Annotated in this window: 10 protein-coding genes; 1 reads left to right on the top strand and 9 read right to left on the bottom strand. The window is 47.6% G+C overall.

The window, feature by feature from the left end; translation table 11 throughout:
• Positions 1 to 2 precede the first annotated feature (2 nt).
• From R70331_RS04790 to R70331_RS04750, 9 genes are all read right to left on the bottom strand, one after another.
• Entirely contained in the window at positions 3 to 6,824 is a 6,822-nt protein-coding gene (locus R70331_RS04790; RefSeq protein WP_042173328.1) for a hypothetical protein, read from the bottom strand.
• A 275-nt stretch (positions 6,825 to 7,099) separates the two neighbouring features.
• The gene (locus R70331_RS04785) at positions 7,100 to 8,752 is read right to left on the bottom strand and encodes a clostripain-related cysteine peptidase (RefSeq protein ID WP_081947463.1); all 1,653 of its coding nucleotides are present in this window, start codon (positions 8,750 to 8,752) and stop codon (positions 7,100 to 7,102) included.
• A gap of 206 nt (positions 8,753 to 8,958) precedes the next feature.
• Positions 8,959 to 10,590 (bottom strand): chaperonin GroEL, encoded by a 1,632-nt coding sequence (groL, locus tag R70331_RS04780; RefSeq protein WP_042173324.1) that lies wholly within the window; start codon positions 10,588 to 10,590, stop codon positions 8,959 to 8,961.
• A gap of 88 nt (positions 10,591 to 10,678) precedes the next feature.
• Positions 10,679 to 10,960, bottom strand: coding sequence for a co-chaperone GroES (groES, locus tag R70331_RS04775; protein WP_039870185.1), 282 nt, complete (start codon positions 10,958 to 10,960; stop codon positions 10,679 to 10,681).
• 337 nt (positions 10,961 to 11,297) lie between these two features.
• Positions 11,298 to 12,068 carry a twin-arginine translocase subunit TatC gene (gene tatC, locus R70331_RS04770; RefSeq protein WP_042173322.1) on the bottom strand — a complete coding sequence of 257 codons (771 nt, stop codon included), beginning with the start codon at positions 12,066 to 12,068 and terminating at the stop codon, positions 11,298 to 11,300.
• 116 nt (positions 12,069 to 12,184) lie between these two features.
• Positions 12,185 to 12,424 (bottom strand): twin-arginine translocase TatA/TatE family subunit, encoded by a 240-nt coding sequence (gene tatA / locus R70331_RS04765; protein ID WP_086074442.1) that lies wholly within the window; start codon positions 12,422 to 12,424, stop codon positions 12,185 to 12,187.
• Positions 12,425 to 12,555: 131 nt separating this feature from the next.
• Positions 12,556 to 13,041: a MogA/MoaB family molybdenum cofactor biosynthesis protein gene (locus tag R70331_RS04760; protein WP_039870183.1), complete on the bottom strand. Its 486-nt coding sequence runs from the start codon at positions 13,039 to 13,041 to the stop codon at positions 12,556 to 12,558.
• 84 nt (positions 13,042 to 13,125) lie between these two features.
• A complete protein-coding gene (moaC, locus tag R70331_RS04755; RefSeq protein WP_042173318.1) occupies positions 13,126 to 13,599 on the bottom strand; it encodes a cyclic pyranopterin monophosphate synthase MoaC in 474 nt (157 codons plus the stop codon).
• Positions 13,589 to 14,230 carry a 5-formyltetrahydrofolate cyclo-ligase gene (locus tag R70331_RS04750; protein ID WP_042173316.1) on the bottom strand — a complete coding sequence of 214 codons (642 nt, stop codon included), beginning with the start codon at positions 14,228 to 14,230 and terminating at the stop codon, positions 13,589 to 13,591. Before R70331_RS04750 ends, moaC begins: the two co-directional genes overlap by 11 nt.
• 230 nt (positions 14,231 to 14,460) lie before the next feature.
• Between R70331_RS04750 and R70331_RS04745 the strand changes: the two genes are divergently transcribed.
• Positions 14,461 to 16,410 carry an ABC-F family ATP-binding cassette domain-containing protein gene (locus tag R70331_RS04745; RefSeq protein WP_042173314.1) on the top strand — a complete coding sequence of 650 codons (1,950 nt, stop codon included), beginning with the start codon at positions 14,461 to 14,463 and terminating at the stop codon, positions 16,408 to 16,410.
• Positions 16,411 to 16,747: the final 337 nt, after the last annotated feature.

Raw genomic sequence — 16,747 nt, 5'->3', positions numbered from 1 at the left:
GCCTACTTCCCTCCTTGATTTGAAACATATACATGAATGTTGAAATAGTCGCGTTTATCCGTTTGGATATATACGGTGTACCAGCCGCTTGAAACATTATCAATGGTATAAATTCCGTTTTTCTCCTGAAGGACAGTTCCTTTTGTTTTCATCTGACCCTGTGTTAAAACACCTTTTTCATAACGGGCATACGAAATTCCGGAAAAGTTTTTCAGTGAGATTTCAACTTTACTTCCAAGAACGGCTGCAACATTTGAGCTGTCCGGCATAACACCGTTAACAAGGGCTACTGTGTCATAAAGACCCACAAGGCGGACGGTCCGGCGAATGGTTGTTTGATTCCCTGCATCATCTCTTACGGTATAGTCGATATAGTAAGGGTTCGAGCGGACAAATTCATTTGCCGAGATGTTATCAGGGTTAAACACCCGCCCGCCTGCTCCATAGTTTATGGTGACCCGGCTTGTTAGATCGACCTTTTGACCTGCAACCATATCCCATGCTTTGAAGTCCAGAAGCTTTGACTTGTCATAGGCAATGGAGGCATCCTTTTTAGGCGTCATTCCTTCGATGAAGATTAGCTCTTCAGCATTTTCAAGTTTTAGCTCAGGGGGTGTTTTGTCGATTAGACCAATGTTGACACCATAAGAGGTGTAGGCCCCTGTTCTTCCTTCCAGGTTGAAATTGTAAAGTCCGTTTTCGCGATAGTTCATTGACTTCTCTTGTTCCCAAGGGTCGTTTCCGCCCACGAGCTTAGCATCTTTGTCAGTGATTACCGTGACATTCACACTCTGGTTCGTTGCCGGATTTTTGTCGGTACCCACAACATAGCCTTCTTCTTTTCCGGATGTGTCAACACCGACAACTATCTTGTTTTGATGATCCTTTTCCACCCATTCACCGCTTTGGTTTTGCTCGAGATATTTATAAGTCCAGCGGACTTCTTTAACCTTGGGTGCTCCAACTTCAATTCCTTCAACCGTCAAAAGAATTTTTTGCGTTATGCCTGTTTGGTCCCTGACTTGAAAGACGTGCTCCCCGTTTGTGTTAACGTTGATAACTGCATCTTTATAGGACAGGACATCGCCGTTTTCATCCTTCACCTCAGTTAAAAGTGCATGTTCATATCCACGATAAGAAACGGTAAGGTCTGTCATCTTTCTAAGAATATCCAGCGGAACGCCGTCACTGTCACGGATTTGGTCAAAGGTTACATTAACGCTCAGCTTGTCTTCTGCTAATGCTGCAGTCGCTTTGACTTGCGGCGGCGTAGAAACAATATTTGATATAGTAATAAGCTCATTTCCTTCGTTGCCATAGTCGTCAACAAAGAACATCGTAGCCGTACCATTTTTTCTAAAGCGGACAGCTTTTGTGCCAGGGATATGTACGATATCGTTGGCAGTCAGGCTCCCGACCGGTTCTACACCGGTGACTGTAATGGTTTTAATATCCTTGCTAAACTGTGTCAGCTCAACATTCACGCTTTGTGCAGTAATGGTGGCTGGTGGCGTGCTGTAGGTCTTTTCAATTGCAATTGGCGCTACTTTGTTAATGTTTGAGACGGTGATCGGAGTGCTCCAGCGGTTTCCGGCGTAATCATAGGCTGTCACATAATAAATTCCTGAGCTGTCAAGCTCAACGACATATTCATTTTCAAGCGGCTCACCTTTGAACGGATAAACCACATCGCCCTTTTTAACCTCCGCAAATGCTATTTCACCTGAATCATCCGATATAGTGATCGTTGCAAAAATATTCTGGTTTGTCTTGGACGTATTGGATAACACATAGGAGGTTTGACCAATGGTGTTGTCAAAATGGTCATAGCTAACCTTATGAGCAGCTGTGTTTCCTGCACTATCCCTAAACTCAAAGGTGAATGTGTTAACATCTTGAGTTAAAGTCCTTGAAAAAGCTGCGTTGTTGTTTGTCATAGAAAGCGTTTTTCCGCCTCCTATAAACTTGAGCGTTGCCATAACCCTTCTATAGGCTTTTCCTTCTTTGATGGGTACCCAGTTCCCAAGATAGTTCTCATAGGTGTATTCAACCGTGTAGTGACTGTCTTGCGTGATTGGTGTTTTATCAATATTTGAAACTGCGACCGGAAGGGTCGTTGCTATTCCTGCTTTGTTTGTCACTTTGAAATATACCGTTGCATTTTGTTCGAATATTTCGGTGTGTGGAATCAAGAAGTCAACCGGTTCAAAGCTTAGGCCGTCATACGAACGCTCAAGCTTTAAAATCCCGCTTTCCGGATCATACACAGAAAGGGTTGCGCTAACATTTTGGTTGGTTAACTTCGTGATCGAATAGTCCACCTCTGCAACAGGTGCAGTTTCATCAACCACTGAAATGGCAACATATTCAGACTCCATCCGGTCGGCTTCGATGCCTTCATTCGTATAGGCCTCGAAATAAGCTGATTTTGTTGTTTTTCCATTTCTTAGCGCTTCAAATACAAGCTTTGAATAAGCTGTTTTTCCTTCTGCTTCTGTAAATGAAGGGTCCAGAACACTTAGCTCTGTATTAAGCTCTAATCCCGACAAAACTGCATTTTCAACAAAGAAATGTTGTCCGGCATACTTTGGATCCGGAACGACAACATAATAAAGCTTATCGCCCTGGTTATAGGATATAAACCCGCCGTTTTGGATGGTTTGACCGTTTTTCTCTACATAACCTGAAATATCAAATCCTGTAACAAACTCAACTTCAGGCGTGAATTCTACAACACTATCCCTTCCCACCTCGTCCTGAACATAGAGACTGATTGGATTATTGTTTTGAACAACAACCTCATAGTCCATTACATAGTCAGCGGATGTTGTTAACAGCCCTCTATGAAGAAGGTTCGACCTTGCCATATCACCCACATCATCACCCTGGGCAGGTGCGTTAGGCATTACAGTTACCGGAACGTTAAAATAAACGCTGACCGTTGCGGTGGTTTTTGTTGTTGCAGGGTTTGCGCTGACACGTACAATGGATGCCCCTGCGTCAACCAGATTTAGTTTTGAGTCAAAGAAAACTTTTTCAGTCACATTTCCTGCGGTGTCTACCGCTTTGATCCCAATTGCATAGGTGCCGCTAAGCCCTTTCAAATCAATGGTATAGGTTTTCTGTTTGTTCCCTTCTCCATTAACGATTTCCGGACTACTGTGCATTTCCACCGATTGACTTGAATTAAACAACATATAATCAGCTTCTGTTGGAATATCGTTTTCTGCCGGGTCTTTAATAAGTGCGAATGAAACGGTTGTGTCGCTATTGTCTGCAACATCAACTGTAATCACACCATCTTGTCTTTCTCCTTTTGTCACGATTCCGCTTGACGCAAGTGCAGATGGAGCTGTCCGGTCAATGTTAGAGACGGAAATAGGAACAAAAACTTGATTTCCAAGCTCGTCAGACAGGATCAGGTTTGTTGTTATGTTTTCGGTAACCGTAACTGTGAATGCACCGTTTGCATATGGAGAAACCGTGATTTTATCTGCATCCTCCGGCGCAACTGTCAGCTTGCTAATTCCCGTTCCGGCATCATTTGCTGCTATTGTTGCTGTCACTGATGCGTTTGTTGGCTGAATAGTGCTATAGTCTGGTAATTCAAAGGTCGGTGCCTGGCTATCATAAAGAATTGTAATAGGTCTTGCTTCTGTTAGAAACTCAGGTCTTTCGTCAGCGGGAACATTGATGAGCCCGAACTGAAGATAGATTGTGTTGATACCTTCTTGAAGCGGAACAGGTGTGTCGAGTGTAAATGAGAAGCTTCCGCCCGAATTGTTGCTCGCTGTAAACTCAGGAACTATAACGCCGTTATCTGTTGGCACGCCGTCCGTTGTTGCATAATATACCGGGTTTTGATATTTCGATGTGCTATCAGAAGTCCATGCTACATGCGGTTCATTCAAAACAGCATAGACACTATATGTTCCATCCGTTGTTGTCCCCATTCCGTTTACAGTCTTTGGCTGAGTATGGTTTAATGTATCAACTATCGCAGGTCCTGACCTCATGCCAAAGTACGGGGAAACCTTTTTACTTTCTCTGCCATGCGGGTCTTGCGCAACAACAACAATACTGTACGCACCTGATGGAATTCCTGTTATGGTCAAGATTTGATTAACCTCTGCTATGTTGTCACTGTCTGGTGTCAGTGTCAGCGGATAGTCTGGCGTATCCTCAATTCTAATTTCTGTGTCTGGTTCAGATAAATAGTAATATGCACTTGCAATTCCGCTGTCATCTGTCACTTTCACTTTAAACTGATGGGATGATTTAAAAAGATCATGCTGCTTCCCGGTGGTATAGCTAATTTCGGGGTCATTGTGGTCAAAATAGTATACACGTGAAAAATCAGCCGTATTTCCGGATAGTTTATCTGTAACACGATATTCAAGTATATATTTTCCGTCCATCAAAACATTTATTTCTTTATGATTACGTTGCTCAGCTGCACCAACATCATGGCTCGATTCATACACTCTAAAGTTTTGTGTAAAGCTATTGTCATTGCTGGAATGAGAAATCCATCTATAGCTCGTTTCAATGTTTGGATCGCTTGTGTCGAAGCTGATGTCAAACTGTGGCTTTGGAAGGCTGGAATCCTCCGTGATAAGGGTGTCGACGACATCCCCGTTAAAAATCTGCACAGGTTTTTTATAATATCTTGTTGACGCCTGCTCGTTTCTTGAATCGTTTCCGAGTGAGTCTACTGTGAAATAATAGAGAGTTCCGTCAAAATTCTCACCTTTAGGAATGGATATCATAGCCGTTGTGCTATCACCCTCTGAGTCTACAAATGCCCACACCCCTTGAGTTGAGGCGATTTCTTTTGATATAGGCTCAATTTGATCGATTGGAGTGTCAGGTGGCGTCGCAGTTCCGTTTATAAAGGTATAATAAGTCCTCGACCAGCCGTTATTGCTTTGCTGTAGGTCGTTCATTTCAAAACGGTAGTCATTTCTTTTACGAAGCTGCGCATTTTGCGGATTTACCGTTTCGTGAATGGTCACCCGCGGAGCCAGGCTATCGATTTTGATATTTTCAATCTCTGCGTATCCGGCATCTCCGCCTAGCGGATTGTCCGCTTTATCCCATCCATAAAGCCGAAGCTTGAATTCGCCTTCTGTTCGATCGATCGGACTTAGTTTTATGCTAACTCCATTTAGAACCTGCGTGTTAATGGGTGCAGTAACTGTTGTTCTGTTTCCTGTACCGTCAAAGTTTTTTATACTTGTCATTGCCGGTTCATAGGAATTACCGGTTTTCTTGTACAGCTCATATTTAAATAAGTTTTGATTCGAACTGGAGTGGGCGACATTCCCCTCGGGATAGAGGGTTTCGCTTGAAACCATATAAAATTCATGCATTTTTTTGATGTTGTTCTGTATGGAATTTCCCCCCGTAAGGTCATTTCCATCTTGGTCGGTAACTCTTACGGTTGGCGTTTGGGTGTCCACTTTGTGCGTCGAAAAATAAAAGCTTTGTGATGCTGCTGATTCCGGTGTCGGATTTTCCAAATAATAGGCCTGAGCCCGCCCGCTTTTCGTTAGATAGGTAGACACATTGTTAAGCTGGAGCCTTATGCCCTCGCTTTCAACTGCGCTGACATCCAGCGGCACTTTTCCGGTGAACTGAAGCTTGCCGTTTGGTTTTCCGTCATTGCCCTGCAGTTTTGTCATGGTAAGGCTGGCAAGCTGTGTCTCCGTACTGTTTCCAAGATATAACACAGGTGTTGCCTGGAAGTTTGTTATGAGCTCCGTTTTAATTTCCTGCGTCATGGTTTTTTTATGAATGGAAATTGCTTCAACGGTGATATTAACATCTGTCAATTTTCGGTTTAGATACCGGTTGTCCTGGCTCGGTGAATAGGTAACCGTTTGACTGATATCGGGGTTGCCGAGGTTATAAATACTACGATAGAACGTATATGTTACATCCTTATAATAGTAGTCCGCTTGCCCTATTCTTGTTGTTAAATAGGTTTTAACTTCGGGATCTCCTGACACTGTGTGGGCAAAAGTCCCCCCAAGGCTTTCAGCATTGGTAGACTCGGCAAGCAGCGCCACCCTGTAGGTTAGCGAAATCTCCGCTTTGTCCTTTGCAACCATTTCATCGTGAAGCTTCTTGCGGTCAATATTGAGCTCAAACGTTTTTGTTTTTGTTGGCTCCTGGAATGTTAACCAATCCCTTCCTACAGCGTCGTCCGAAACGCTATAGCTAAAAACAGGAGCATCCTCATATTGCATAATGTCATAGTCACCATATTGATCACTGACATAATTGTTCCACTCAACACTTTCAGAGCCTGATGAATTAGGATCAAGATAGAACTCTCCCCCACGCGTATCCACGTCACCTAAACTTGTAAATTTCCTTTTGGTTACGTCCGAAATATCACGATAAAGTCTGCCCTGATCTTTGGTCCACTGGTTTATTCTAACGGTCTTCGTCTGTGTTGGATTAATGTTCCCCCCAATTTGAGGAAGCCACAGAACCACAGATTCACCGTACCAGTCATCACTGCCCACAAGCCAAAAAACGAGCTCGTTCATTCTCCACGGTGGAATATTTTGCAATTTAAATGTATGTTGTGTATCAGACCAAGCGGCAGCACCGCCAAAATTTGCTACATGATCAGAGTTTGCTCCAGGTTCATAGGTACTTACGCCCATATAAATATCATCACCTGTTCCGCCGTCTCCGTTCCCTCCTGTTTTCACACCAAACACATAGGTGTACTCTGTTGCTGTATTCGCATAAACAGGCGCTACTGATGCGAGAAGCGATAGTACTAGCATCAAGCTTAAAATCTTCTTCATAAAATGCCTCCTCGTATAGTAGTACTTATAAGATTTTTTCGTTCTTTTTAAGTCGCATAATCTCCGTAACAACCAAATTTTCGACAATCTTTTCACTCAATAATACCATCGTTGATCGAAACACTACTGCTTTGTAAAGAAAACTTTAAGTTCGCAGATAGACTGAGAAGGAAGACGACACGACGAAACAGCTTTATCTTCTTGTGACCCGGACACGCAAAAAAGAGGCTCGCAAAAGTTTGGTGAACTCATGCGAAACCTCTAAGCAGAAATCATCATGGACTTTGCTGACTGAAAATAGTTTTTATATACTTAGAGCTAAGACCCATGGCTTTCAGCTCTTCTTTCATTTCATTTATGTGTGACGTTTTTCTGTTAGGGACATATAAAGCCACGCCGCCCCGATTGTTATAGCCTGCTGAATTTCTTACTTCGAATGCAAGTGCTTGGGCTGCAGCAGTGATTTCTGATGATTTGCCCATTATCTCTATAAGATCATATTGATCAAAGATCCCATCGTTCTCACCTAATAGCTCTGAGTTTTTTGCAAGATCTGTTAACGGGGAATCAAATACTGCATTTTCTATTGCCTTAACCAATGATCCAGCCTGAGAAAGCTTCATCATAGACATTGTTGTTTGCAGCTTAGCTTCAATCCCCGAATGAAGGGTAAAGGAATCTAATATTAAACGTCCTACTCTTTCAGTGCTAATCTGCGGGTTTCGCTCCATCGCACCTATCCATGTCGTATAATACAACCCTGCTGCGGGGGTTGAATCTTCCGAAGCTATGAGATATTTGCCATGGTTTCTAAGGGCATAGGCAGTTTCAACTGTGCCCATAAGACATGCATCAAAGACGATTAAGTCGAAATACATATCTGATGACTCGATTGCCTTCGAAAGCTCCGAAACCTTCATCGTTTTTCGTTCGTTTAGCTCGTCTGCACCAAATCCGCCCATAGTACCATACCCATGATCCCATAAAATCAGTATGTAACGCTCACTTGGTGCAACGGTTTTGCCCCAAACAAGAAAATCCTTTAGTGTTTTAGGGTCTGATGCTGCGGTTTGGATGTGGCTTTCGTGCTTTTTGAGTTGACCATCGCCAACTTCAAAGCGTTCTGATGCTCCATCCGTCATATATTTGTTGTGATATTTGAGTGTTCCGCCGGTTTGAATCAGGATTTTCGTATTTTGCTTTGGCTGGCCGCGAAAAACTTCTTCCAAGTCATCTGTCAGCCGGCCTTGCTGTGATTCAAGGTCAGAACCAACCGCATAGATCAGAATCGTCGATGAACCAACATTTTTATCCTGCTCCCAAAGTGACCTTGCCTCGTTTAAATCCTGCGCTGTGAAAACATCTGTTGCACTAAGGGTTTCACCTAGTGTTGCAATTTGGTTTTTGGGTCTTGTATTTAAAGCATGACTGCTTATTTTTGCTAGCGTTCCCCGGTTGAATTCGCGTTCATTTGTAAGTTCTATTCCTAAAACCACTGAGGCGAAAGAAACCGCGGTTTCATAGGTAAAGTCGCCCTTTGTTTCTGAATAGCCCAAAACCCTTAAAACCATTGAACAATATTGGTTTAGAGTGGTTGGCCGGTTACCGCCAAAGCTGTATTCATTAATTCCGTTAACTACACCCTTTGAATAGGCATACGACACGTAGCGGCTTTCCCAGCCCGTATCCTTAAACGGATTCTTATAGGTGCTTTTCAGGACCTCGTCTTCCTTCCCCCACAGACGCAGCATCATTACAAGTGATTCTGCTCTGGTAGGCACCCGCAAAAGTTCATATCCATTTCCCGTTCCACTGAACAATCCCAAGCGGTTAAGCCCTTCTGCATAGTTTGGGCTTTGTGCCGCTGCTGATGGAGTTGCTGCAACAAACAAGATTATAAAAATGATTACACTTCGGATATATTTCATCAAATTCAGGCCTTTCAATTTCAAAATAAAGTAGCTGATTTACCCTATCAGGCTACTCTAACATGGCGGATTAGCCCCTGTGTGAAAGTTAAAGAAATCTTTAAGTTCGCACTTACAGCTCAATCCTGGCGTACGCAAAAAAAAGGCTGCTCACAAAGTTCAAATCGAACTCGTGAGCAGCCTTCTTTTTAATCATGTGGCCAAAATTACATCATGCCGCCCATGCCACCCATACCGCCCATATCCGGCATGCCGCCGCCTTTTTCAGGCTCTGGCTTGTCAGCGATAACAGCTTCGGTTGTCAGGAACATTGCTGCTACGGATGCAGCGTTCTGCAGCGCGGAGCGTGTTACCTTCGCAGGGTCAACGATTCCGGCTTCGAACATATTTACCCATTCTCCGGTTGCAGCGTTGTAGCCGATGCCTACTTCTTCCTTCTTCAGACGGTCCACGATTACGGAACCTTCTTCGCCGGCATTCGCAGCGATTGTGCGGATCGGCTCTTCCAGAGCACGCAGTACGATGTTTACGCCGGTTCTTTCGTCGCCGGTTACATCTACTGCTGCTACTGCGTTATATACGTTCACGAGAGCTGTACCACCACCGGATACGATACCTTCTTCAACCGCAGCGCGGGTTGCGTTCAGGGCGTCTTCGATGCGCAGCTTGCGCTCTTTCAATTCTGTTTCAGTTGCAGCGCCTACTTTGACAACGGCTACGCCGCCGGCCAATTTAGCCAGACGCTCCTGCAATTTCTCTTTGTCGAACTCGGAAGTTGTTTCTTCCAGCTGGGAACGGATCTGGCTTACGCGGGCATTGATGTCCGCTTTGTCGCCGCTGCCGTCTACAATTGTAGTGTTTTCTTTGGTTACGCGCACTTGGCGTGCGTTACCCAGCTGGTCAATGGAAGTGCTCTTCAGGTCAAGACCGAGCTTCTCAGTGATCACTTGGCCGCCTGTCAGGGCAGCGATGTCCTGCAGCATAGCTTCACGGCGGTCGCCGAAGCCTGGAGCTTTAACAGCAACAGCGTTGAACGTTCCGCGCAGCTTGTTCACGATCAGCATAGCCTGTGCTTCGCCTTCGATATCTTCAGCGATGATCACAAGCGGACGGGCCTGCTGTACGATCTTCTCAAGCAACGGCAGGATTTCCTGCGTGCTGCTGATCTTCTTGTCAGTGATCAGGATGTACGGGTTGTCCAGAACAGCTTCCATTTTGTCCGTGTCAGTAATCATGTACGGAGAAATGTAACCGCGGTCGAACTGCATACCTTCTACCACTTCAAGCTCAGTCAGGAAGCCGCGGGATTCTTCAACGGTGATAACGCCGTCCTTGCCCACTTTTTCCATAGCTTCAGCAATCAGTTGACCCACTTCGTCGTCAGCAGCGGAGATAGCCGCTACCTGAGCAATAGCCTGGGAATCTTCGATCGGCTTAGCGATGTTCTGCAGTTCAGCAACAGCAGCTTTAACCGCCTTGTCGATCCCTTTACGGATAACCATCGGGTTAGCGCCTGCAGTTACGTTCTTCAGACCTTCGCGGATCATAGCCTGAGCCAGAACCGTTGCAGTTGTAGTACCGTCACCGGCTACATCGTTAGTCTTGGTAGCTACTTCTTTAACGAGCTGTGCGCCCATGTTCTCAAAAGCATCTTCCAGTTCGATTTCTTTGGCGATGGTTACACCGTCGTTAGTGATCAGCGGGCTGCCGAATTTCTTCTCAAGAACTACGTTGCGGCCTTTAGGACCCAGTGTAACTTTTACTGCGTTAGCCAGAGCATCAACCCCGCGGAGCATCGAGCGGCGGGCGTCTTCACTGAATTTAATTTCTTTTGCCATTAGTGTTAACCTCCTAGAAAATGTTGTAAGTGTTTAAAAAGCGTCTGAAACTTAAGTATATTTACGGCTATCCTTATAAACGTTCCTCTTAGTCAAGAATCGCGTGAATGTCGCTTTCTTTCATAATCAGATATTCTTTACCTTCGTATTTGATTTCGGTTCCGGCATATTTCGAGAAGATCACGCGGTCGCCTTCTTTAACTTCCAGCGGTACACGCACTCCGTCTTTAAGAGCTCCGCTGCCGACTGCGATGATTGTGCCTTCCTGCGGCTTCTCCTTGGAGGAGTCCGGAAGCACGATACCGAAAGAAGTGGTTTCCTGTTGCTCGCTTGCTTCTACCAATACGCGTTCACCTAATGGCTTGATCATGAAAAATAGCCTCCTTTGAAATTATGTGGTTTGACTTGAAAACATAGATTGGAATACCGGAGAATCAGCGTGATTTACCGGCTGTCCGGAGACAGGTTACTGCACGGCATCAGCCAGCTGGTTCCCTATTACCCGGCAGCGTTAGCACTCAACCATCTTTAGTGCTAACAACAATTTTTATGATACTCAACTTGAAGACGGATTTCAAGTCCTTTTGCGTAAAATCGGATGCTTCCTGCGGAAAAATATGGCTCTGCAGGGTTGTCCGGTACACACTCACCTACATTCTATCCACCGGGAGGCAAAATATGCCTGCCCGGCATCAAAACCTGAGACCTCACAGCTGCTCCTGCTTCACATACCTCGCTTCACGCGCTGCATCCTCAGCCAGCTGCCTGCGATAGACAAAAGCCGAGAGAAACACACTGAACTCATACAGCACAAGCAGCGGCACAGTAACAAGGAAATCCGAAATAAAATCCGGCGGCGTAATAACAACAGCGATAAAGACGAGGGCAAAATAGGCATACCGCCGCATCCGCCGCAGTCGCAGCGGGTTCAGAATCCGCAGCTTGGTCAGGAACATCACGATCAGCGGCAGCTCAAACAGCAGTGCCAGCGGCAGGCAGAGGCTGAACATAAAGCTGAAATACTCGGCAATCCCGTATGTCTCCTCCAGCCCCATGCTCCGGGTAACAGAGATGGTAAACGACAAGGCCATAGGAAAGACAATGTAGTAGGCAAATAACAGGCCCAGCACAAATAGCACCGACACATAAGGAACATACCGCAGTGCAGCGCTCCGCTCCTCCGGATGAAGACCCGGGCTGATGAACGCCCACAGCTGATAGACAATAAACGGCAGTGATACTGCCAGCGACACCGCCATGGCAATCTTCATGTACATGCCTATACCGTCCCAGAAGGAGAAGGCATGCAGCACAAAGCTCTGCGCCTGGTCGGCGGCGATCAGGAACTCATATATCGGCCCTGCAACAAACAGTCCGCCGATCAGCCCGGCTGTAAACACAATCAGCACATAAATGATGCGTCTGCGCAGTTCGGACAGATGATCAACCAATGACATTTCTTCCGCTTCCAGAGACATGATAGGTCACCACCCGGATAACATATGTAGAATACTGTTCTCATAATAAAAAAATAAAGGAGCGTTCGCCCGGTCTGAAGCAGACTGAGAGTAACGCCCCCGCGTAATTAAATCTGTTATTCCGGCAGCTTCCGGTCCTGCGGAAGATCTGCAGCTAATGACTGCGGGGCCGGCGTAGCAGGAGCTTCACTGCGCTTAGCCGGTTCCGGTTCACTGATAATTTCACGTGCGCCGTCCTTGAATTCACGGAAGGTACGTCCGACCGCCCGGCCAAGCTCAGGGAGCTTATTCGGACCAAACAGCAGCAGCGCCAGGATCACCAGTAGAATAATTCCGGGAGCACCAATACCACTCAGCATACGTTATTCCTCCTCGCCTTTTGTCCGGTCATGATAACTTAAGCAGCAACTTAATAATACCATAACTTATATCACACATCCAACGGCTTTAATCCGGCTGAATGTGACACGGCAAGGGCTGACAGATGCTATTGACGGTATTGTCCGGTTACCATAAGCAGTGCTTCCGGCAGCTGATCCATGATTGCCGCCAGATTCTCATGCACACCCTTCGGCGTACCGGGCAGGTTAACAATGAGCGTCCGTCCGCGGATACCGCAAATGCCGCGGAAAAGCATGACCGCACGGTTCTTTTGCATCACAGTGCTTCTCATCGCCTCGGACATACCCGGCACCTCTCGCTCAATTACCCGCCGGGTTGCTTCCGGTGTAACGTCTCGGATAGCCAGCTCGGTTCCGCCAGTGGTCAATACCAGATCGGCCTTGAAGTAATCGGTAAGCTCAATCAGCGCTGCAATAATCTCGTCCTGCTCATCAGGCACAATTCTGACCTCGATAATTTCACCGCCAAGCTCTTCTTCCACAAGCTCACGGATAACCTGGGCGCTCGTATCTTCCCGCTCGCCCCGGGATCCTTTATCGCTTGCTGTCAGGATTGCTGTTTTCCACGCCATAGGTTATTCCTCCCTCTCTGTTCTATGTATGGACGGCCGCAGTCTGCAGCCCGCCGCGCTTCTCTCTTGCAGCACCCGGGCTGTCTAAGCTTCCAGCACGTAATCCCCGTTCTTTCCGCCGCTCTTGGATACGAGCATCGTCGGTCCGATAACCATATCCTTCTGCAGCGCCTTACACATGTCATAGACGGTCAGTGCAGCCGCAGAAACAGCCGTCAGCGCCTCCATCTCCACACCGGTCTTCCCGGTCGTCTTCACGGTTGCTTCTATATAAATTTCATCTTTGCTGTTATCCGAGAAGGCGATATCTATACCGGTCAGCGGCAACGGGTGGCACATAGGTATCCAGGCGGACGTCTGCTTCGCAGCCATTATGCCGGCTATCTGGGCAACAGCCAGAACATCCCCTTTACTGATTCTTCCGGCCTTGATCGCCTCAAGTGTCCCGGGGTCCATCGTTACCTTGCTCTTTGCAGCCGCCGACCGCATGGTGATCTCCTTGTCGCTGACATCCACCATACGCGCGCGGCCCTGCTCGTTAAAATGACTAAATTCCATGCCGTCTCTCCTCCCGGAAATCCATGACGCCGTCTTCGGTAATTAACAGGTCCATGCAGGCATCATGATCGTCCATCGGCACCTCTTCAATCACCTGCTGGCCGAAGGACAGGCCAATCCAAAGCGTATCTCTTCCTGATCCAGAGGCCTCAGTTTCAAGGCTAGCCCGCAACCGGTCGTAGTATCCGCCTCCATAGCCCAGCCTTCCGCCGCGCCTGTCAAATGCCAGTCCGGGCGCGAAAATAAGCTCCGGCCGGTGCAGCGGGACCTGCATAACTGCGGAGTCAGCTGCAGGCTCCAGAATACCGTATGCCCCGGGTACAAGCTCTTTCCATGAGTGTACCGGATGCAGGCTCATCATTCCTGTGGCTTGTATCACACGGGGCAGCAGCACAGTACAGCCTGCTGCCCAGGCACTGCCGATCAGCGGACGTGTATCCAGCTCCGAGCGGAACGGAACATAGGCAAGCAGCGTATTCACGCCATAACCTGCCATCCATTCCGCCGCATGCCGGCAGACCAGAGAAGACAGCTGCTCTCTCTGGTCCTCCGGAAGCTTACCGCGTGCAGCAGCAGCCGCTGCACGCAGCTCCCGCTTCCACTCAGCGGTCCGGTCACTCCGGACTGTCATGTGCAGCCGCCTCCCCTTAGGTATTTACCTGACTTATCATTGTTTGTAAACCCAGTTTACCACTCTTCCCCCCGGTTCGCCAAGGTTGTATCATTTGCCCTGTTACACGAATCATACAATCCGTCCCCCTCGCGCCGCAGAAGCTTTTCATGTAAACTGTAGTATAAGCAAGTTTAACAGCCGGGCTATATCGTCCGGGCGAATATGCAAGGGCGGAGGGTTCAATCAGTATGCTTCTTCAAGCGACAGGAATTTCGAAATCATATGGTGTTCAAAGCGTGCTGGACGGCATCAGCCTGCAGGTGAACGAAAAGGAACGGGTAGGCCTTGTAGGTGTCAACGGAGCCGGAAAGTCCACCTTTTTACAGATTATCGCAGGTGAAATGTCCTTTGACAGCGGACAAATTCATAAATCCAAAGAGACAACCGTCGGCTATCTGGCCCAGAACAGCGGCCTGCAGTCCGACAAAACTATTCAGGAGGAGATGCTGGCTGTATTCGCTCCTTTAATTGAAGCGGAGAATGAGCTGCGCCAGATGGAAGCGGATATTGCCGATCCGAAGCTGGCTGATGATGAGAAGCGGTATGAGGATCTGCTGGAGCGTTACGCCAAGCGCTCAGACTGGTTCAAGGACCACGGCGGCTATGAGATGAATACCCGGATCCGCAGCGTGCTGCACGGTATGGGCTTCGGTGAATTTGCACCGGATACGCCAATCTCTACCCTCAGCGGGGGGCAGAAAACCCGGCTGGCGCTGGCCCGCATTCTGCTGCAGGCTCCCGACCTGCTCATGCTGGATGAGCCTACGAATCATCTGGATATTGAGACACTGACCTGGCTGGAGGATTATCTGCGCGGGTATGCAGGCGGCATTCTGGTCGTTTCCCATGACCGTTATTTCCTCGACAGGCTGGTCACCACTATTGTAGAAATCGAACGCCACCAGTCCCGGCGGTACACAGGCAATTACAGCCGTTATATGGAGCTGAAGGCGGCAGAATATGAAATCCGCATGAAACAGTATGAGAAGCAGCAGGATGAAATCTCCCGGATGGAGGATTTCGTGCAGCGCAACATCGTGCGTGCTTCCACCACCAAACGTGCCCAGAGCCGGCGCAAGGCACTGGACAAGATGGACCGTATCGACAAGCCGCTCGGCGACCTGAAGAAAGCAAGCTTCTCCTTCGAGCCCGACTTCATGTCCGGCAAAGAGGTGCTGCAGGTGCGTGATGTCGCTGTAGCATTCAGTGAAGCTGCGTCCCCGCTCTTCCGCGGCGCTTCCTTTGAGCTGCGGCGCGGAGAGACGGCTGCACTAATCGGGCCGAACGGAATCGGCAAGTCCACACTGCTGCAATGCCTTACCGGCACCCGGGAGCCTTCCGCAGGAACCGTTAACTGGGGAGCCAAGGTTAAAATCGCTTACTATGACCAGGAGCAGACACGCCTTAACCCGCGCAACACAGTGCTTGAGGAGCTGTGGAGTGAATATCCGATGCTGGAGGAGGCACGGATCCGCACGATTCTCGGCAACTTCCTGTTCAGCGGCGAGGATGTCCTGAAGAAGATAGCTGCGCTGAGCGGCGGGGAAAAAGCCCGGGTGGCACTCTCTAAGCTGATGCTGCGCGGTGCTAATATGCTTATTCTCGATGAGCCTACCAACCATTTGGATCTGGTAAGCCGTGAGGTGCTGGAGTCGGCATTAATTGATTTCGAAGGTACCCTGCTGTTCATTTCCCATGACCGGTACTTCCTGAACAAGATGGCTGAACGTGTTCTGGAGCTGCATCCGGCCGGCATTGACCAGTATCTTGGTAATTACGATGATTATATTGACAAGAAAAAAGAGCTGGAGGCTATTGCTCTGGAAGAAGCCGGGCTCATTGCAGCCAAAGCTGCACGGATTGCCGAGTCTGAAGCTCTTGATAAAGGCAGCGCCTCTTCCTTTGAAGCGGACAAAGCAGCCAAGCGGGAGGAGCGCAACCGCCAGCGGCGGATTTCTGAGCTGGAGGAAGCCATTGCCCGCTTGGAGGAAGAGATTGCCGTAATTGAGATTGAGATGACAAAACCTGAGGTTTATCAGGATTATATGGCACTCCAGCAGCATGAAACCGACCTGAAGAATAAGAAGGAACAGCTTGCCGGGCGGTTTGACGAATGGGAGCAGCTTGCTGACGAATAATGTAAATGCATTAAATAAATATTTTTTAACTGTTCCCGATTTGTTCAAAATTAGTTATACACATGTCTATCCACAGTTTTCGTGTATAACCCCTAATAAAAAAAGGCCCAATGGGCCTTTTTTTATGCATTAAATCAGCATTTTGTTTGTCAAGTACTTTTTATCCACCGAATTGTCCACATTATCCACAATTCCCACAGAAACCTGACACCGAAAAACCGCTTCCTTCCGGGGTGTCTGAAACAGGCGTTATTGCTGATTTTACACGGTTTTTACACAACTAAGGCGGAATATGTGGATAACGTTGTCCACAGCTTGACAAATTCGGCATTCGCTA

The organism is Paenibacillus sp. FSL R7-0331 (assembly GCF_000758645.1).
GTDB classification, from domain to species: Bacteria; Bacillota; Bacilli; order Paenibacillales; family Paenibacillaceae; genus Paenibacillus_AQ; species Paenibacillus_AQ camerounensis.
Note: the sequence above shows the minus strand (reverse complement) of the source record. Positions and strands in the feature narration are given on the sequence as shown.